Below are 18404 nucleotides of genomic sequence, written 5' to 3'. Positions count from 1 at the left end.
CCTGGCGGGCCCGCCAATGTGCGGCGCCCCGTCGACGGTCCCGCGGAGGCGTGAAACCGATCGGTACTGCAGCACACCTGCCCCGTACAGATGACGTGAGGAAAGCAATGCGCATGCCGTACGCGACATTTTGATATAAAAGTTTTGGAGGTGTCATGACAGACGCCATGGATGAGGTTTTGAAGGCCTGGGGTGCTCGGTTCCCCGACGCGGACTTGTCGGCGTTGGAGTTGAACCGGCGACTGTTTCTCGCGCACCGCACCCTCGCCGCCTACTCGGCAGTGGTGTTGGCGGGGAGTGAGCTGGACCTTTGGGAGTGGGACGTTCTGTTCGTGCTGTGGAGGTATTCGCCGGTGGACATCGCGATGGGCGACCTTCAGGCACAGCTCTTCATCACGGCGGGGTCGGTAACCCACCGGGTGCGCCACCTCGAAAACCGCGGACTTGTCGAGCGGCGCCCTGACGAGGCGAACAGGCGCCGCGTGCTCGTCCGCCTCACCCCCGCCGGCCTCGAGGCGGCGGAGGCGGTCGCGCCCCGCATTGCCCAAGCGTCTACCGATGGTGCCGCTCAGCTCGCCGCGCGCGGCATCGACCTACCCGCACTGAACAACGCCCTCGCGCATGTCACACCACCCCTCGTTCTCCCGAGCGCTCACGTTCGGGAGGTCTCATGACTGACTACGCCGCACGGATCCGTCGACTGCACGAACTCGGCCCGCGCAACTCCGCCACTAGCGCGCACCGCGCGCTCATCGAAGACGTCGCTCAAGACCTCACCGACCTGGGCTACCAGGTGCACCGTGACCCGCACTCCTTCGAACGCTGGGAAGTGTCCCCGGAAAACGTCGCGCTCACCGTCGCCGGCCGCGCGGTGAAACTCTCCTCGGCGTGGCCCTACTCCGGCGAGACACCCCCGGAGGGCGTCACGGCGCCCCTCGTCCTCCTCCGCGGACGACGCAAGAAGTGGGCGAACGCTGCGGGGAAGATCGCCGTGGTGGAGATGCGCAACATCGACGTCCCCTCCTCCCTCTTGGTCGACACGTGGGACGGCACCTATCCGTTCGATTCGATCGCCAACCCCGTTGTTGGGTCAGAGCTTGGCGGCACCGATCTGGCGAAGGCGTGCGCAGCCGGGGTGCGAGCGGTGATCGCTGTCTGGCGTGACCTACCCGATGGGGCCGCGCACGCCCAGTACCTGCCGTTCACCCGTGACTACCAGGGCATCCCGGCCGTGTGGGCTCCCGAGTCCGAAGCCGACGCGCTCGTCGCCGCGGCCGAAGCCGGCGCCACCGCCACAGTCGTCCTCGCCGCCGAGCGAGTGCCCGGCGCCACGATGGACACCCTCTGGGCTGTCTCCCCCGGCTCCGGGAGCGACGCCCACGAAGCAATCCTGGTAGTCACCCACAGCGACGGCGGCAACGCCGTCGAAGAGAACGGCCACATCGGACTACTCACCCTCGCGCGTGACGCCGCAGCAGCGCCCCACAACCGCACCATCGTGTTCATCTACACCGCCGGACACCTCCGCATCCCCGCCGTCACCTCCCACGGCCAAGCCACCACCGCCTGGCTGGACGCGCACCCAGAGATGTGGTCAACCGGGAGTCCGCTACACGCCGTCGCTGGCCTGGCGATCGAACACCTCGGCGCGAAGCACTACGACGTCGACCCCGCCACCGGCACCTACGGCCCCACCGGGAAACTCGAACCCGAACTGCTCTACGCCACCACCAAGGAACTCGCGGATCTGGCCCGCGCGACGTGGAACGGCGTCGACCCGACCGGCCACCCCGTCAAGCCCGGCGCCCTCATCCACCTCGGCGAAGGCGAACCGCTCTACGACCACCGCATCCCCGCGATCGCCCTCGTCACCGGCCCCCTCTACCTCCTCGCGGAAACCAACGAAGACGTCGTGGACATCGACCTACTGACACGCCAGATCGACAGCTTCCGCCGCCTGCAAAACCACCTCGCCGGCCCGGTCGCCAGCGACAGCTTCGGCAAAGTCAAACTGCCGAACAAGCTCAACAAGCTCGTCGCCGCAGCCCGAGCACTGCGACACCTCATCAAGGCCTGACGCACGGTGGTGCGAAACCGTTCGGTTTCGCACCACAAACGCACCGCGAAGGTACAGCCAGGTGACCACGCCGGTCGATCTTGCTCACCGCACGGCACGGTCACGGCGGAGAGCGATACCGATGTCGACTGCCCGGGCATCTCGCTGATCGACGAGGAACTCAGCGCCGCTCGGCCCCCAGGTGCAGCACCGCCTCGGCCAGCGCGCGGATCCCCGCCGCCACATCCGCTCCGGCCACGGCTTCGTCGGGGTGATGGCTGATGCCGTCGGGGTTGCGAAGGAACAGCATGCCGACCTCGGTGATCGCACCGATCGACATCGCGTCGTGCCCGGCGCGGCTGAAGAGCGTGGGGGCCTCGCCCCCGATGCCGGCGCGCACGACGTCCTGCAGCAGGGGCGCGCAGAACACGGCCGGGGCGCTGTGCACCTCGCGGGCCGTCCAGCGCAGCCCGCGACGGCCCATGATGGCGTCGAGTTCGCGTGCGATCTCGTCCCACGCGTGGTCGCGGGAGTCGTCGAACTCTCCGCGCAGGTCGAGAGAGAAGTGCGCCTCGCCCGGCACGACGTTCACGGCTCCGGGGAAGGCCTCGAGCTGGCCTACGGTACCCACGATGTGGTGCTCGCCCCGGCAGATGCGTTCGACCGCGAGGGCGGCCTCGCTCGCGCCGAGGAGGGCATCGCGGCGCATGTCGTAGGGCGTGCCGCCGGCGTGGCGGGCCTCCCCCTCGACCACGAGCTGGAACCGTCTGGCCGACGCGATCGATGACACCGCGGCGAGCGCCTGCCCGCTGCGGTGCAGTTCCGGTCCCTGCTCGATGTGCGCCTCGAGATACCCGACGAGCTGCTCGGAGCGACGGGCGGCCTCCCCCACGCGACCGGGATCGAGCCCGAACTCGCGGAAGGCTTCGCGCAGCGTCGAGCCGTCGGCATCCGTCAACTCCCACCAGGACTCGTCCCACTGCCCGGCCACGGCCGACGACCCCAGCAGGGCCTTGCCGAAGCGCGTGCCCTCTTCGTCGCTGAAGGCGACGACCTCGAGCGCGAAGGGGAAGGGGCTGGATGCCGTTCCCTCGGCGTCGACCCGGCGAATCACTCGCACGACCTCGAGCGCCATCAGCACCCCGACGATGCCGTCGAAGCGTCCGGCGTCCGGGACGGTGTCGAGGTGCGAGCCCATCAGCAGCGCCGGCGCATCGGGGGCTCCGGCGGGGGCGAGGCGTCCGATCTGGTTGCCCGCCGCGTCCTGGCGCGTGGTCATGCCGAGCTCGCGCATCCATTCGGCGGCGAGCCGGTTCACGCGGGCGTGCTCGGGCGAGAGGTAGACGCGCGTGATGCTCCCGGGCGTCGAGGTGACGCGGGCCAGCTCTTCGCAGCGACCCATGACGCGGCGGGCGGCCGACGCGATGAGCTCGGGGGCGACCTGCAGGCGGGTGGCGGTGCTCACGCGCGAACTCCCGGCCTCACGAGCGCGCCGCCGCGTAGACGCCCTGGGCCGCCTCGACGCCCCCACCCGCGGGCACCGCCGCACCGTGGCGCCGCAGCACGGCCTCGAGGGCGGCGAGGGTGGTCAGCACGGCGTCGGTGCGGGCGTTGTACCCCATCGTGCCGATCCGCCAGACGCGGCCGTGGAGCGGACCGAATGAGGTGCCGATCTCGATGCCGAAGTCGCTGAGCAGCTCGCTGCGCACGGCGTCGCCGACCACGGCATCCGGAATCTCCACCGCCACCACGTTGGTCATCTTGTGGGCCACGTCGCCGAAGACGGTGAGCCCGAGGCCTTCGACGCCGGCGAGCATCGCGTCGCCGTGCAGCCGGTGGCGCTCGATCACGGCATCCCGGCCCTCGAGAAGCAGCACGCGGGCGCACTCGCGCGCGCCGTAGAGCATCGTGGTGGCCTCGGTGTGGTGGTTCAGGCGCCGCGGTCCCCAATAGTCGAGGATCATCGCGAGGTCGAAGTAGTTCGAGCGGATGAAGTCGGATGCCACGGCATCGCCCTCCTCCCGGATTCCGGCCTCGACCCGGGCCCGCGAACGGACCACCTCGACGGCGCGGTCGGAGAGGCTCAGCGGCGCCGACCCCGAGGGACCGCCGAGGCATTTCTGCAGTCCCGCGGTCGCGGCGTCCAGGCCCCAGCCGTCCATCTCGAAGGGGTTGCCGCCGAGCGAAGCGGTGGCGTCGGTGTAGAACAGCGCGCCGTGCGCGCGACAGATCTCGCCGATCTCGTCGAGCGGTTGGAGCATCGTGGTCGAGGTGTCGCCCTGCACGCACGCGACGAGGTGGGGTTTCACCCGCTCGACGGCCTCGCGGATCGTCGACACCGGGAAGACCTGTCCCCACGGCACCTCGATCGTGTGGACCTCGGCGAGAGCGCGCTCGGCGATCTCGGCCAGCAGGTGGCCGAAGCGGCCGAACACGGGCACGAGCACGCGATCGCCGGGGCGGATGAGCGAGACCATCGCGGCCTCGATGCCCGCGCGACTCGTGCCGTCGATGAGCAACGTCGCGTCGTTCGTCGTGCCCCAGACCTGGCGGTACAGCTCTTGCGTCTCGGTCATCGTCGCCGTCATGAACGGGTCGTACTGGCCGACGAGCGGCGCCCCCATCGCGCGCAGCACGCTGGGGTACGCCGAGATCGGGCCGGGGCCCATCAGCAGGCGGGCGGGCGGATCGATCGGGCCGGGGAGGTGGGACATCAGGACTCCGTGGTGCGGGACAGGGACTTCGGGCGGGCGGGACGAGACGGTGGGAGCGGCGGAGCGGGCCGAACTCCTGAAGAACCGACGGCAGCCACCACCCCGGGGAGGGCCACCGCCGCCACGGGGGAGAAAGTCAGGAGTCTCGCACGGCCCGACGACGGGACGACGCGACTCACCGGGCAACCCCCGCGCCGGCGGCCTCGGCGAGGCGCCGGGCCAGGCGCACGAGGGCGATATCGGTACCGGCCCGAGAGACGAGACAGACCCCGACCGGGGCGCCGTCGACGGTGAGCAGCGGCACCGACACAGCGGGAAGACCCGCGATCGCAGCGGGCGCGGTCATCCGCAGGGTTGCGGCCCGCACGGCGTCGACGTCGGCGGTGCGCTGCGGCGCGGGGCCGGGCACGGTCGGGAAGATCATGACGGCCCCGTCGACCAGTTCGGCGAAATGCGCGGCGATCGGCTCGAGGTGTTCGCGCGCGGCGGCTTCGTCGGCCGCGGTGATGCGCGAGGCGATCTCGAAGCGCTCCGCCACGGCGGGGCCCACGGCCCCGGGGTGCGCCCGCAGCCACTCGCCGTCGTTGCGCCACGCCTCGGCGCCCTGCACCGTGCGGAACGCCGTGAACGCGGCATCCAGGTCTCCACTCGACACGGCGCGGAACGGCGGCGGCTCGTCGGATGCCGACAGCCCGGCGAGCAACCGCGAGAACGCCTCGCGGGTCGCGGGCTCCACGCACGCGAGGATCTCCTCGGGCACGAGGAAGCGCCAGGGGAGATCTTCCCCGGAGGCACCCTGGACGTTCTCGGTCGAGGACGAGCCGTCGTAGCTCAGGCACCAGTCGGCGACGCGCTGCAGCGTCTCGCCGTCGCGCGTGAGCCAGCCGATCGTGTCGAACGATTGCGCGAGGGGGAGCATGCCCTGCCGGGGCACGAGGTCGTGGGTCGTGCGCAAGCCCCAGAGCCCCTGGTACGACGCGGGCACGCGGATCGAGCCGGCCGTGTCGGTGGCGAGACCGATATCGGCATGGCCGAGGGCGACGGCGGATGCCGGTCCGCTCGACGATCCGCCGGGGAGGGCGCCGACCACCGCGCCGTTGGGCGGGGTGCCGTAGTGCACATTGTCTCCGGCGATCGAGTAGGCGAACTCGTCGGTGCGGGCGATCCCGCGCAGCGACGCCCCGGCGCGCAGGAGGTCGGCGACGGCGGGGGCAGTGGCCTTCTCGGGTCGCGCTTGCTCGAGGTACGTCGGGTTGCCCGCGCCGATGCGGAAGCCGGCGATCGCGAAGAGATCTTTCACGGCGACGGTCAGGCCCGCGAGCGGCCCCTCCCATGCGCCCTGCTGGAAGGGGTCGCCGACGCTGCGCCAGATGGTCCTGTCGAGCGGGGGCGTGCGCGGCGCGACGTGAGCGGCGGTGATGAGCCACCGACCGTCGAGGCGTTGCCACACCTGCGTCTGCAGGCCGCGGCCTCCGCCGTGGAAGCGCGAGACCGACATGAGCAGGGCGGCATCCGGCGAGAGCGGCCGGTAGTGCACCTCGGCGATGTCGCGCGGGGGCACGCCTCCGCGCAGCGAGCGGAACCCGCTGATCGCGTCGTGCCCGACGAGCAGTCCCGCCGGGTCGCCGCGCAGGGTGTCGGGCCCGGGCGCGAAGAAGGCGTCGAGCGCGTCGAGGTCGTTCGCGACGATCGCGCGCTCGTACGCGTCGAACGCGGCGCGGAGGTCGGCAGGGATCGGCGCCGTGTCGGAAGCTTCGGGCGCGGGGCCGGTCGGCACCGACCCGGCGGCGGCGGTCTCGGTCGGCGGGGTCATGGCATCCGTCACGAGCGTCACCCGCCTCTCAGCTGCGTTGAGTGTCCAAGAAACCCGGACACCCAGGAAAATCGTCCGGGTGTTTTGGACACTCGACCGGAAGGAGCCACCTCTGGGGCGCCCCGCCTGAACGGCGGGCCCGCGGCGTCGACGTCCCGCGGCGCGCGCGCGACATGGGCGTCGAAGGCCAAGTCGGCGTCAGCGGCCTCGGCGCGGGCCAGGGCGGCGGCGAGGACGGGGCTCATGCGGCGTCTCCTTCGGGAGCGGATGCCAATGCCTCGGGCTCCACGGCCGGAACACCCGCGAAGTCGGCTTCGCGGATGCGCGCGTGCACGCCCGAGACGATGTCGACGACCTGTGAGATGTCGAAGTCGGTCGCCGCCGACAGGTACGCGTAGGCGAGGTGCTCGTCCATGCCCCATCGGCCACCGAGCAGCGCGAGCGACGAACGCACGCAGGCGCGCATCGCGGCGTCGAGGTCGGGGTCCATCCCGGTCGGCACGAGGTAGTCGGGGGTCCGCACCAACGGGCCGGTGACCTCACCGAATGCGGCGCGGGCGGCGTCGGCGGGGATGACCTCGAACCGCAGGGTCGCTCGCAGCGATGCCTCGAGCGCGGTGAGCGCGACCTCGCCGTCGCCCTGGGCGAAGTGCGGGTCGCCGATGTAGGCGAGCGCCCCCTCGACCTGCACGGGGAGGAAGAGGGTCGCGCCCTCGATGAGAAGGTTGATGTCGATGTTGCCGCCGTGGGGGCCCGGCGGGACGGAGTGCGGACGCTCGTCGCCGGCGACGGCCACCCCCATCGTGCCGAGGAACGGCGCGAGCGGGAACGACACCACGGCATCCCCTCCCTCGACGAGGGGAAGCGTGCCGTGCAGGATGCCGTCGCGCTCGGCGACCGCGGCGAACACGCTGACGTTGTGCTCGCCTCGGGGCAGCTCGCCGACGAGGGCGCCCTTGCCGTGCCGGTTCGAGATCACGCCGTACGGAACGCGCGGGACGAGCGACTCGACCGTGATCTTGAGCAGGTCGCCGGGATGCGCGTCTTTCACGTGCACCGGGCCGACGACGACGTGCGGTCCGTCGGCGAAGGGATCTCGAGCCACGGATGCCGCGATCTCGATCGCGTCGACGAGCACGTCGTCGGCGGCGACACCGTGCGCGGCGAAGTACGCGGCGGGGTCTTTGCCCTGGTCGTCGAGGATGCCCTCGTGGCTCACGGTGTCGATCGTCACGCTCTCGCCCGAGGAGATCTCGAGCACGGGGGCGTCGGTCGCGCAGGGGAGGCGTCCCCACAGCACGGTGTCGGGCGTGGCTGGGAGGTAGTGGGCGGCGGGGATGGGGCCCTCACCGGGCTGCAGGATCGGCACGGCGGGGACACGGGTCCCCCCGGGAATCCCCGCCGTGGTCAGGGCGCCGGGCTCGGGCGCCGTGGCGGCGCTCACGCCTGTACCGCCGTCGCCGTGCGCAGGATCTCGCGCCCCTCACGCTCGGTCACCGCGGCCCCGCGACGGTAGACCGGCTCGCCGCGCAGCCACGTCTCGCGGACGACCCCCGTGAGGGTCTGACCGTGCCAGGGCGAGACGGGGTTGCGGTACTCGAGGGCCGCGGCATCCACCGTGAACTCCTCGTCAGGAGCGAACGCCATCAGGTGCGCGGGAGCGCCGGGGGCGATGACGCCCAGCCCCTCGAGGCCCGCGATGCGCGCGGGTCCGGTCGTCATCAGGGGCAGCAACGACTCGAACGCGAGTCCCCGCTCGCGGGCCGTGGTGTGCACGGCCGACAAGCCGGTCTGCAGTCCCGCGATCCCACCCCACGCGAGACCGAAGTCGGGGTTGCCCTTCAACTCGACGGTTGCGGGTGAGTGGTCGCTGACGATCGCGTCGATCGTGCCGTCGACGACACCCGCCCAGAGCAGGTCGCGGTTGGCGCCGCCGCGGATGGGCGGGCAGCATTTGAACGCTCCCGCGCCGTCCGGCACCGCCGACGCGTCGAGCGTGAGGTAGTGCGGGCACGTCTCGACGGTGAGGCGGACGCCCTCGGCCTTCGCCGCGCGGACGGCGTCGAGCGCTCCCCCGTCGGACACGTGCACGATGTGCGCCCGGGCGCCCGTGCGGCGGGCGGCGTCGATGACGCGGAGGATCGCGGCGCGCTCGCTCATCGGCGGGCGACTGGCCTCGAAGTCGCTGTAGCGCTGCCCCAGAGGGCCGTCGGCGTGCAGATGTGCGGGGTCTTCGGCATGGACGATCAGAAGCCCGTCGAACTCGGCGAGCTCGGCGAGGCACCGCTCGAGCTGCTCGGCATCGAGATGGCCGAACTCGTCGATCCCGCTGGGAGAGAGGAAGCACTTGAAGCCCATGACCCCGGCGTCGGCGAGAGCACGGAGCGACCCGAGGTTCTCGGGGACCGCGCCGCCCCAGTACGCGACATCGACGGCGAGCTTTCCTGCGGCGGCCCGGCGCTTGGCATCCAGTGCCTCGACGGTCGTGGTCACGGGGAGGCTGTTCAGCGGCATGTCGACGATCGTGGTGACGCCTCCCGCGGCCGCCGCGGCGGTGCCCGTGGCGAAGCCCTCCCACTCGGTGCGGCCGGGCTCGTCGAGATGCACATGCGAATCGACGAGCCCGGGCAGCAGCACCGCGTCGGCGGGGAGGACCGTGTCGGCGGAGGCGTCGAACGGCTCGAGGGCGTCGATCACCCCGTCGTCGATGACGACCGTGGCGGGCGCGAAAGCCCCGTCGACGAAGACGCGGCGGGCGGCGATCCGGGTGCTCATGCCGTTCACGCTAAGCGCCTCGCGTTTCGCCGATGTAACCGTCATCAACATTCATGCGAACACCTTCGAGGTGACGACGGCGGCGCGGGGCGGTGTCGCTGCCCCCGGCGCGTCAGAAGTCACCCCGGGGCCACCGGCCGACGGGTGCGGCGACACATCGCGCTCGCCCAGCACTCCGAGGCCACCGGCGAAGGCCCGCGGCGGCCGTGCGTACTCGTCGCGCTTGCTCGTACCGAGCCCCATCCGCACCATCCCGGATGCCATGCCCACCGCCGCCGCGACCCCGTCGACGACCGGAATACCCACGCGTGCCGTGAGCTCGATGCAGAGATCGGCCATGCCTGCGCACCCGAGCACGATGACGTCGGCGCCCCCGGCGGCCGCGTCGGCGCTATACCGCGCGATGGTCTCCACGGCGGGCGAGTCGGTGTCCTCGAGGTCGAGCACGGGAATCCCCGTCGCGGCGAGCGAGACGCACGCCCGCTCCATGCCGTACCGCGACACGAGGTCGTGCGCGCGCCCCAGCGTCCGGCTGAGCGTCGTGACCACCCCGAAGTGCCGGCCCGACACCGCTGCCAGGTGCATCGCCGCCTCGGCGATGCCCACCACCGGCACCTCGACCAGCTCGCGCGCCGCGTCGAGCCCCGGGTCGCCGAAGCAGGCGATCACGTACGCGTCTGCGGGGTCGGTTCCGTCGCGGTCCGCCGCGATCAGCTCGACCACGGCGGCGGCCGCCGCGATCTCGTCGGTGTGGCTCTCGATCGCCGCCGCCCCGACGCTCGGGCACACGGCATCGACGATCACATCGGGTCCCGCCACCCCCCGGGCGGCGTCCGCGATCTTCGCGGTCATCGCCCGGGAGGTGTTGGGGTTGATGAGCAGGATCCTCACGCGAGCGCCTCGCGGGAAGTCGTACCGGGGGCCGCGGCATCCGGAACCGTGCTCGTCACGACGGCGACCGGAGCCGAGACGGCCGACGGCTCGGATGCCGTGGTGGCGGCGGCTCCGTCGACGGTGCCGTCGGAGATGCCCTCGGTCTCGCCGTCGAACGTCGGGATGCGGGGGTCGAGACGCTCGAAGAACAGGAACAGCACGTAGCCGAGACCGCAGCCGATGAACCAGCTGTAGTCGCTGATGGCGGCGATGTCGAACAGGCCCAGGTCGGCGAAGAGCTTCGGGAAGATCGCGATCGCGACCGTCGGAACACCCGCGAAGACGACGGCCTTGACCGCGTTCGGGTTGAAGCCGTTGCGGTACCAGTAGGGCCCCTGGGTGTCCATCGTGAACATCGCGTCGACCTTCACCCGCTGGCGAGCGGCGATGTAGTAGCCGGCGATCAGGATGCCGAACAGCGGGCCGATCAGCGCGCCCAGCACACCGAGCGAGTAGTGGATGGCGTCGGCGTTGGAGTACCAGTTCCAGGGCATGAGGAAGGTCGACCCGACGGCGGCGATCATGCCGCCCGCGCGCCACGAGATCTTCTTCGGGGCGACGTTGGAGAAGTCGAAGGCGGGCGAGATGAAGTTGGCGACGATGTTGATGCCGACCGTGGCCGTGACGAAGGTCAGGCCGCCGAGCAGGATCGCGAAGGGCGTGTCGATCTGCTCGACAGTCTTGATCGGGTCGGTGATGAGCGCACCGAACACCGGCACGGTGGCCGACGCGGTGATGACGGTCAGCAGCGAGAAGAACATGAAGTTGATCGGCAGACCCCAGAAGTTGCCCTTCTTGACCGCCTCGAAGCTCTTGCCGTAGCGGGCGAAGTCGCCGAAGTTCAGCATCGGGCCGGAGAAGTACGACACGACGAGGGCGATGGCGGCGAACATGACCGGGATGGACGCCCAGAAGTCGAGCTGGGTCGTCGAGAGCGTGAAGGAGATGTTCTGGACGCCGGCCTGCGAGACGAGGTAGACGGCGAGGATGATCATCACGACGTAGACGGCGGGGCCGGCCCAGTCGATGAAGCGGCGGATGACCTCCATGCCGTTCCAGAAGAGCAGGAACTGCGCGACCCAGAGGATCGCGTACGAGATCCAGCCCAGCGCCGACAGGCCCGCGAACGAGACGTCGAGCAGGGCCGCGGAGCCCGGGATGAACTTCAGGAAGATGATGTTGAGCGACTCGGCCGCGAGGAACGTCTGCACCCCGTACCAGGCGATGGCGATGAGGCCGCGGATGATCGCGGGGATGTTGGCACCCCGGATGCCGAAGACCACGCGGTTGATGACGGGGTAGGGCACGCCCGTCTTCTGACTGGGCTTGGCGACCATGTTCGCGAAGACCTGCACGATGACGATGCCCGCGATGAGGGCGACGAACACCTGCCACGACTGAAGACCGAGCGCGAAGAGCGAACCGGCGGTGACGTAACCGCCGACCGAGTGCACGTCGCTCATCCAGAACGCGAAGATGTTGTAGCTCGACCACTTCTGCTTCCGCAGGGGCGCGAGGTCTTCGTTGGCGAGACGATCGTCGTAGTGGGGCTTCATGTTGCCACCCCCGTGGGGGTGGCCGGCGGCCTCCACGAGATCGTGGGGGCCGGTGAGCGGGGTCGAAGTCATGTCAATCCTCTCAGGACGATGGATGCCACGACGTGGAGTCCGCGGCCGGAGTGGAGCTCTGATGTGAAGTTATTGGTTCACATCACCGCGGCGGTTTCGCGTTTGTAACGAGCATGTGAAGTCGCTCCTTCACACCCTCGGCGATCCTTAGACTCGGGGCATGCCGCAGCCATCCCTCGCCGACGCCGTCGAGACTGCCGCTGCCGCCGCTTCCTCCCACGAATCCGAGGCCACGACCTCCGTCGGCACCCGCATCCGCGACCTGCGGCAGGCGCGCGGCATCTCGGCACGCGCCCTCGCGAAGACCCTCGGCATCTCCCCCAGCGCCGTCTCGCAGATCGAGCGCGGCGTGATGCAGCCGAGCGTCTCGCGCCTCATCGCCATCACCGACGCCCTCGGCGTTCCGCTCGTCGCGGCCTTCGACCCGGCATCCGGTCGTTCCGTCGAACCCGCCGGTCCCTCGGGATTCACCCTGCAGCGCGCGGGCCAGTCGCCCGACATCGTGCTCGACAGCGGGGTGTCGTTCCGCCGGCTCACCCCGGGGTCCTCTCCCGGCGTCGACTACTTCGAGTCGATCTACCCGCCCGGAGCGGCCGCGCACGGCGCCGACGGGCTGTTCCACCACGAGGGGTACGAGGTCGGCACGGTCGTCGCGGGCGAGCTCACCATCGACTTCGAGGCCGAGCGCGTGATCCTGCGCGCCGGCGATGCCATCAGCTACCCCTGCTCGGTCCCCCACCGCCTGCACAACACCGGTGACGTGGATGCCGTGGCGCACTGGCTGATCGTGCACGCCTGACGCAGGGCCCGGCTCACCACCCGCGGCGTCTCGCGTCACCAGAACAGGGGAAGACAACCACGACAGGCCGCAACCGGTCGCAACGGCCTGTTCTCATGACATCCCCTGTTCTCGTGACCGCGAACCCCGCCCGGGATGTTGCCCACAGCAACATCGCCGACACATCCCGCTACAGCCGCGTAACGCGCACCGCCTAGCGTGGCGCGTATGCACCTCTCCGACTTCAACGCCGCCGACGATGCCGAAGCGGTCGCCGTCGCCCGCGTCTGGGCCGACGTTCCGGGCTGGGTCGACGCCGTCGTCGCGGGCCGCCCCTACGCGAGCGTCGACGCCCTCGCCGCCTACGCCGGAGACCTCGCCGCCGCGTGGTCGCCTGCCGACCTCGAGGCAGCTCTCCACGCCCACCCCCGTATCGGCGCGAAAGTGTCGGGCGACGGGGCCGAGGCCGCGGCATCACGTCGCGAGCAGGGCTCGATGGCATCCGCCGCCGACGATGACGTGGCGGCCATCGCCGCGGGCAACGCCGCGTACGAGGAGCGCTTCGGTCGCGTCTTCCTCATCCGCGCCGCCGGGCGCACGCCGAGCGAGATGCGCGCCGAGCTCGAGCGCCGGCTCGGCAACGACCCCGACGCCGAGACGATCGAGGCCACCCGCCAGCTCGCCGAGATCGCGCTGCTGCGCCTGCGGACCACCTTCGCCGACGACGCTCCCACCGAACCCGAGGACGCCGAATGACCCACGTCACCACCCACATCCTGGATGCCACAGCTGGCACGCCCGCGCCCGGCGTTACAGTGACGCTGGCCCGTCTCGACGGCACCGCGGTCGCGGAGGGGTCCACCGACGCCGACGGGCGCCTGGCCCTTGGCCCCGACCGGCTCGACGACGGCGACTATTCGCTGACCTTCGCGACGGGCGCGTACTTCCGTGGGCGCGACGTGCCGTCGTTCCACCCCGTGGTCACCGTCGCCTTCACCGTCTCGGGCGAGCAGCACCTGCACGTGCCGTTGCTGTTGAGCCCCTTCGCCTACTCGACCTACCGCGGCAGCTGAGGAGCGTCATGAAGGTCATCGTCATCGGAGCCGGAGTCGGCGGAACCTCCGCCGCCCTCGCCCTGCAGAAACTCGGCCACGAGGTCGTCGTCTACGACCGCATGCGCGAGAACCGGCCGGTCGGAGCCGCACTGTCGCTGTGGTCGAACGGCGTGAAGGTGCTCAACTGGCTCGGCCTCGGCCCGCAGGTCGCCGCCCTCGGCGGGCGCATGGACGACATGGCCTACTACGACGGCCACACCGGCGACGAGATGTGCCGCTTCAGTCTCGCCCCGGTCACCGAACAGACCGGCCAGCGCCCGTACCCCGTCGCCCGCGCCGACCTGCAGCAGCTGATGATGGATGCCGTCGGCTCCGACAACATCCACCTCGGCAAACAGCTGACCGGGGTCTACGAGGCCGACGGCATCGTGACCGCCACGTTCGCCGACGGCTCCACCGACTTCGCCGAGCTGTTGATCGGAGCCGACGGCGCCCGGTCGCTCGTGCGGGATTACGTCACCGAGCCCACCGGCATCCGTCCCGAGCGCTCCTACTCGGGGTACGTGAACTACAACGGCCTGGTGGCGGCCGACGAGCGGATCGGGCCGCTCGACCAGTGGACGACGTACGTGGGCGACGGAAAGCGCTGCGCCGTGATGCCCGTCGCGGGCGACCGCTTCTACTTCTTCGTCGATGTGCCCGGGCCCTCGGGCGTGGTCGAAGACCGCATGGCGGCGCTGGAGCACGCCTTCGGGTCGTGGGGCGCACCGGGCGTGCGGGCACTGCTCGACGGCATCGACCCCGACGAGTCGCTCAACCGCGTGGAGATCTGGGACATCGACCCCTTCGACACGTGGGTGCGGGGCCGCGTGGCGATCCTCGGCGACGCGGCGCACAACACCGCCCCCGACATCGGGCAGGGCGCGTGCTCGGCGCTCGAAGACAGCTTCGCGCTCGGCATCGTGTTCGCCACGTCGACCCTCGGCGTCGAGGATTCGCTCAAGCGCTACGAACGCATCCGCACCGAACGCGCGGGCGACCTCGTGCTGCGCGCCCGCAAGCGCGCCCACGAGACCCACGCCTTCGACGTCGCCGCGACCCAGGCCTGGTACGACGGCCTGCGCCGCGAAGACGGCACGGGCGTGATCCGCGGGATCGTCGGCAACATCGAGGGCAGTCCGGTCGAGCTCGGCGCGAGTGTGATGCGCTGAGGACCGCCGGCTCCCCGCTGCCACAGGGAACGATCCCGGGCGAGTGCGGGGAACTCACGTTTCACCCGGGTGAATCCTCCTAGGAGAAGTCGAAGGAAAACAGCGCTCGCGCCATCAAAGCATTACCCTCGTCGGCGAGAGGGGGCTCTCGTGCCAAGATTCTCCGTCGATCCTGAGGCTCTGCGCTCGACCGCCGCGCACATCGAGGGTGTGCGCGACTCCGCGGGTTCATTCGTCGAGACGTGTCCGGCCGATATCGGCCACGCCGCCGCGGCGAAGGCTATCTCGCTTCTTGCGGTCGACACGGCTGAAGCGTGGAGAAGCGCGATCGAGGACCTCGGTCACCTCGTCGAGCGGCTCCGGCAGAGTGCCGACCTGTACGAGAGCACCGATCAAGACCTCGTGGTGCCCGGCGGGACGGTCGAGAGGTGAGCGAACTCGGGCAGACGTCCGACCCGGTCGACCTCATCCCCGGGTCGGTGAGCGGTCTGGACGAATTCGTATCGCGGTGGCGAGAGAATGCACGTACTGCGGGGGACATCGCCGCTCAGCTAACGAGCCTTCCCTCGCCGGAGGGCTGGGAAGGGGCAGCCGCGGACGGCTTCGCTGCCCGTCTCCCCGACGTGGGGACGCAATGGCAACAGCTGGGGGAGTCACTGACCACGGCAGCCGACGCGCTAGACGAATACGCAACCGTACTCGGGTGGGCACAGCAGAAGGCGGGCGATGCCATCGCCATGTGGCAGGTTGCGCAGGCGCAAACGGCCGCAGGGGTCGAGAGCTACCGGCAGGCGGAACGCCAGGCGGGCGCGACAGGCATCGTCCCCTTCTACACAGACGCCGGCGCAGCAACTCGAAGTGACGCGCAAAGTTTGCTCGCCTATGCCCGGTCCGAGGTCCGAGACGCGGGCGACACCGCCGCACATGCGGTGACCGCGATCACGCCGCCGGAAGCACTCACGTGGGAAGGGGCCGGCGCGCTCTTCTTGGGAGCGCTCGTCGTGCAAGGCCAGATTCACTGGGACACCCTGGCGAACCTGGTGAACGGTACCGCCTCGGTCGGTAATGCCATCTTGCGCAATCCAGACGCACTCCTCGCTCTCCTGGGTGGCGGGGCGATGATGATCGGCGGCGGCGCGACAGCTCTCGGTGGTGGAGGGCTGGCCGCGACCGGGGTGGGAAGCGTTCCGGGCGGGGCCGCGGTCGTCGGTGGCGTCGCCGTCGCGGGGACCGGCGGCGCGTTGGCGGCCGCGGGCGCCTCGAAGCTGGCCGGTGAGGCAACCGGCAGCGCGGGTGTCATGCTGATGGAGAAGCAGCATGGGGCCGATCGAGGAGATGGCCGTGACGACTACGGGCAGTTTGCGCATGGGCAAACGAACAAGCCGTGGGTAGATAAGGAAAAAATCGGTCTCGATGAAGTCGAAGCTGAACTGAAGGTCCCGGTGGAGCGCCAGAGGGCTCGGTCTTCGATCGAGGGCTCCACCCAGCAACGCTACTTCGACGGATATGTAAAAAACGACGACGGCACTTATACAGCCATCGAGGTGAAGAGTGGAACGGGTTACGAGAAATACATGAAGAACGCAGAGAACCAGAAATCGTTCGATGATTCCATCTCCCCCGACAACCCTGCAACCGTTACGATCAGGGGGCAGAAAATGACAATCACCGACGTGCTGATATCGGTTGTACCATGACGGTAAAGCGGCACTATTACACGGTCGATGGCTCTCGTTCGACTGAGCTCAAGCCGCGAATACGACCAGCCCGAGAGTTGCTGGAAAACTTGCTCACCCTGATGCAATCCGGCAAACGGTCCACCCTGATGCTCGCGCCAATTCCCGATGCCAAAAACTTTGTCGACTACCTCCATGAGGGCGGAAGCCCGGTCTTCTTGCAGTGCGCCGGCACCTCCGACGCGATGACGATTGAATGGCACAAGATCGACGACGACGGTCAAGACCGGCATTACATCGTCGGCCACGGCGGCGACCACTCCGGAGAGCCCTCCGTCGACATCCCCTTCTTCGACGGCACACGGAAGGCCACCGTGTATCCCGACGAGGTCTTCGCACTCGACGAAGCGACCGACATCTTCTTCCACTACTACGAGACCGGCGAGATCCCGTCCGCGTACGAGTTGCGCTGGTACGACCTCGCCTGGCCGAAACCGCAGCCGTGACCATCCGTTTCGACGGCGACCGCCATGCAGAGCTCATCGATGCGCTCCGCGACGCAACCGTGTCCATCGAGCGACATCTCGACGACCTCGATGCCGCCGTCGCCGCAGGCCGAGCCGAATGGACAGGAGACGCGAGAAACGCCTACGACGCGGCCCAGCGACAGTGGTCGGACGCTCTCGAGCGCATGAACACGAGTTTGGCTGACGCGGCGTCGGGGATGGATGCGGCGCGCTCGGCATTCGAGACCGCTGAGGCGCTGGTAACTCGCCTCTGGACCTGAGTCCACATCAACGTCAGCAATAGTGAGAGGGAGGATGCAGTGGCCCAGCGCTATTACTACACGATGGATGGCAGCTCCATGGAATTCGGCTCCGACTTTCGCGGCCCGCGTGATCAAGTCGCCCATCTTCTTGGCCTCCTCCGGCCGGGGGAGAGGTCCACATTCATACTCGGCGCCATTCCCGAAGGCATTCACTTCGCGCATCACATCCACGAAGGCGAGAAGTCTCGGTACCTGCAATGCGCCGGCACCTCCGACGCGATGACGATTGAATGGCACAAGATCGACGACGACGGTCAAGACCGGCATTACATCGTCGGCCACGGCGGTGACCACTCCGGAGAGCCCTCCGTCGACATCCCCTTCTTCGACGGCACGCGGAAGGCCACCGTGTATCCCGACGAGGTCTTCGCACTCGACGAAGCGACCGACATCTTCTTCCACTACTACGAGACCGGCGAGATCCCGTCCGCGTACGAGCTGCGCTGGTACGACCTCACCTGGCCGAAACCGCAGCCCTGATCTCACCGGTGTGTCACCGTATGACGCACGACCGCCGGTCGGGGCGGCCCCGCGTGGCACCGTGGATGCGACATATCCGCACCGCTCACGCCGCCGGGAGGCCCCATGTCCGAATACTTCGATCGCACCGCTGACAAGACGTACACCAAGGTCTACAAGGCCGAGACGCCCGACATCCTCGCCGCGTTCGCCGCGTTCGATCAGGCCGTGTTCGCGCCCGAGGGCCGCGCGATCCCGCTGAAGTACCGCGAGCTCATCGCCCTGGCCGTCGGCATCACGACCCAGTGCGTGTACTGCATCGACGGTCACTCGCAGAACGCCGTGAAGGCCGGCGCCACCGAGGCCGAGCTCGCCGAGGCCGCCTGGGTCGCGACCGCCATCCGCGCGGGCGGTGGCTACGCACACGGACGCCTGGCGTTCAAGCTCGCCGACGACGCCCGCCCGCACCAGCACTGA

At 69.7% G+C, this 18404-nt stretch carries 19 protein-coding genes; 12 read left to right on the top strand and 7 right to left on the bottom strand.

Annotated features, from left to right (window positions below; all coding sequences use genetic code 11):
• Nucleotides 1–155 precede the first annotated feature (155 nt).
• Entirely contained in the window at nt 156–674 is a 519-nt protein-coding gene (locus NE358_RS00980; protein ID WP_103207002.1) for a MarR family winged helix-turn-helix transcriptional regulator, read from the top strand.
• Complete coding sequence (locus tag NE358_RS00975; protein ID WP_289940567.1) at nt 671–2077, top strand: hypothetical protein; 1407 nt, start codon at nt 671–673, stop codon at nt 2075–2077. Before NE358_RS00980 ends, NE358_RS00975 begins: the two co-directional genes overlap by 4 nt.
• Nucleotides 2078–2237: 160 nt before the next feature.
• Here NE358_RS00975 and NE358_RS00970 read toward each other — a convergent pair whose 3' ends face one another.
• The 7 genes from NE358_RS00970 to NE358_RS00940 form a co-directional block, all read right to left on the bottom strand.
• On the bottom strand, nt 2238–3521 hold the full coding sequence (locus NE358_RS00970) for an allantoate amidohydrolase (RefSeq protein WP_289940565.1): 1284 nt from the start codon (nt 3519–3521) through the stop codon (nt 2238–2240).
• Between the two features lie 16 nt (nt 3522–3537).
• Nucleotides 3538–4770, bottom strand: coding sequence for a pyridoxal-phosphate-dependent aminotransferase family protein (locus tag NE358_RS00965; RefSeq protein WP_289940562.1), 1233 nt, complete (start codon nt 4768–4770; stop codon nt 3538–3540).
• 175 nt (nt 4771–4945) lie between these two features.
• Nucleotides 4946–6604, bottom strand: coding sequence for an AtzH-like domain-containing protein (locus tag NE358_RS00960; RefSeq protein WP_289940559.1), 1659 nt, complete (start codon nt 6602–6604; stop codon nt 4946–4948).
• Nucleotides 6605–6824: 220 nt separating this feature from the next.
• Nucleotides 6825–8027 (bottom strand): acetamidase/formamidase family protein, encoded by a 1203-nt coding sequence (locus NE358_RS00955; RefSeq protein ID WP_499318161.1) that lies wholly within the window; start codon nt 8025–8027, stop codon nt 6825–6827.
• Complete coding sequence (gene allB / locus NE358_RS00950; protein WP_141378442.1) at nt 8024–9358, bottom strand: allantoinase AllB; 1335 nt, start codon at nt 9356–9358, stop codon at nt 8024–8026. The genes NE358_RS00955 and allB overlap by 4 nt, the downstream gene beginning before the upstream one ends.
• Before the next feature lie 51 nt (nt 9359–9409).
• Complete coding sequence (locus tag NE358_RS00945) at nt 9410–10249, bottom strand: aspartate/glutamate racemase family protein (protein ID WP_170210744.1); 840 nt, start codon at nt 10247–10249, stop codon at nt 9410–9412.
• Complete coding sequence (locus tag NE358_RS00940; protein ID WP_246078349.1) at nt 10246–11919, bottom strand: NCS1 family nucleobase:cation symporter-1; 1674 nt, start codon at nt 11917–11919, stop codon at nt 10246–10248. Before NE358_RS00940 ends, NE358_RS00945 begins: the two co-directional genes overlap by 4 nt.
• A 160-nt stretch (nt 11920–12079) precedes the next feature.
• Here NE358_RS00940 and NE358_RS00935 point away from each other — a divergent pair, with 160 nt between their 5' ends.
• The 10 genes from NE358_RS00935 (at nt 12080) to NE358_RS00890 (ending at nt 18404) form a co-directional block, all read left to right on the top strand.
• Nucleotides 12080–12718, top strand: coding sequence for a helix-turn-helix domain-containing protein (locus tag NE358_RS00935; protein WP_141378441.1), 639 nt, complete (start codon nt 12080–12082; stop codon nt 12716–12718).
• Nucleotides 12719–12925: 207 nt separating this feature from the next.
• Nucleotides 12926–13453, top strand: coding sequence for a 2-oxo-4-hydroxy-4-carboxy-5-ureidoimidazoline decarboxylase (gene uraD / locus NE358_RS00930; protein WP_289940552.1), 528 nt, complete (start codon nt 12926–12928; stop codon nt 13451–13453).
• A complete protein-coding gene (uraH, locus tag NE358_RS00925; RefSeq protein WP_115916147.1) occupies nt 13450–13770 on the top strand; it encodes a hydroxyisourate hydrolase in 321 nt (106 codons plus the stop codon). The genes uraD and uraH overlap by 4 nt, the downstream gene beginning before the upstream one ends.
• Nucleotides 13771–13778: 8 nt before the next feature.
• Complete coding sequence (gene hpxO, locus NE358_RS00920) at nt 13779–14963, top strand: FAD-dependent urate hydroxylase HpxO (RefSeq protein WP_116238818.1); 1185 nt, start codon at nt 13779–13781, stop codon at nt 14961–14963.
• Between the two features lie 150 nt (nt 14964–15113).
• A complete protein-coding gene (locus NE358_RS00915; protein WP_116238819.1) occupies nt 15114–15395 on the top strand; it encodes a hypothetical protein in 282 nt (93 codons plus the stop codon).
• Nucleotides 15392–16660: a putative T7SS-secreted protein gene (locus NE358_RS00910; protein WP_116238820.1), complete on the top strand. Its 1269-nt coding sequence runs from the start codon at nt 15392–15394 to the stop codon at nt 16658–16660. The genes NE358_RS00915 and NE358_RS00910 overlap by 4 nt, the downstream gene beginning before the upstream one ends.
• The gene (locus NE358_RS00905; RefSeq protein ID WP_181904578.1) at nt 16657–17145 is read left to right on the top strand and encodes a hypothetical protein; all 489 of its coding nucleotides are present in this window, start codon (nt 16657–16659) and stop codon (nt 17143–17145) included. Before NE358_RS00910 ends, NE358_RS00905 begins: the two co-directional genes overlap by 4 nt.
• A complete protein-coding gene (locus NE358_RS00900; RefSeq protein ID WP_170210745.1) occupies nt 17142–17426 on the top strand; it encodes a WXG100 family type VII secretion target in 285 nt (94 codons plus the stop codon). Before NE358_RS00905 ends, NE358_RS00900 begins: the two co-directional genes overlap by 4 nt.
• A 39-nt stretch (nt 17427–17465) precedes the next feature.
• Nucleotides 17466–17948 (top strand): hypothetical protein, encoded by a 483-nt coding sequence (locus tag NE358_RS00895; protein ID WP_289940536.1) that lies wholly within the window; start codon nt 17466–17468, stop codon nt 17946–17948.
• A 105-nt stretch (nt 17949–18053) separates the two neighbouring features.
• Nucleotides 18054–18404, top strand: a complete 351-nt coding sequence (locus NE358_RS00890) for a carboxymuconolactone decarboxylase family protein (protein ID WP_055959812.1) — start codon at nt 18054–18056, stop codon at nt 18402–18404.

This window comes from Sphingomonas sp. G5 (assembly GCF_052660795.1).
This window is presented reverse-complemented; position numbering and strand designations above follow the sequence as displayed.

Excerpts from the sequence above, each read along its gene's own strand:
- hpxO (WP_116238818.1), top strand. The coding sequence starts at position 13,779 with ATGAAGGTCATCGTCATCGGAGCCGGAGTCGGCGGAACCTCCGCCGCC.
- NE358_RS00935 (WP_141378441.1), top strand. The coding sequence starts at position 12,080 with ATGCCGCAGCCATCCCTCGCCGACGCCGTCGAGACTGCCGCTGCCGCC.
- NE358_RS00940 (WP_246078349.1), bottom strand. The coding sequence starts at position 11,919 with ATGACTTCGACCCCGCTCACCGGCCCCCACGATCTCGTGGAGGCCGCC.
- uraH (WP_115916147.1), top strand. The coding sequence starts at position 13,450 with ATGACCCACGTCACCACCCACATCCTGGATGCCACAGCTGGCACGCCC.
- NE358_RS00975 (WP_289940567.1), top strand. The coding sequence starts at position 671 with ATGACTGACTACGCCGCACGGATCCGTCGACTGCACGAACTCGGCCCG.
- allB (WP_141378442.1), bottom strand. The coding sequence starts at position 9,358 with ATGAGCACCCGGATCGCCGCCCGCCGCGTCTTCGTCGACGGGGCTTTC.
- NE358_RS00980 (WP_103207002.1), top strand. The coding sequence starts at position 156 with ATGACAGACGCCATGGATGAGGTTTTGAAGGCCTGGGGTGCTCGGTTC.
- NE358_RS00965 (WP_289940562.1), bottom strand. The coding sequence starts at position 4,770 with ATGTCCCACCTCCCCGGCCCGATCGATCCGCCCGCCCGCCTGCTGATG.
- NE358_RS00905 (WP_181904578.1), top strand. The coding sequence starts at position 16,657 with ATGACGGTAAAGCGGCACTATTACACGGTCGATGGCTCTCGTTCGACT.
- NE358_RS00890 (WP_055959812.1), top strand. The coding sequence starts at position 18,054 with ATGTCCGAATACTTCGATCGCACCGCTGACAAGACGTACACCAAGGTC.
- uraD (WP_289940552.1), top strand. The coding sequence starts at position 12,926 with ATGCACCTCTCCGACTTCAACGCCGCCGACGATGCCGAAGCGGTCGCC.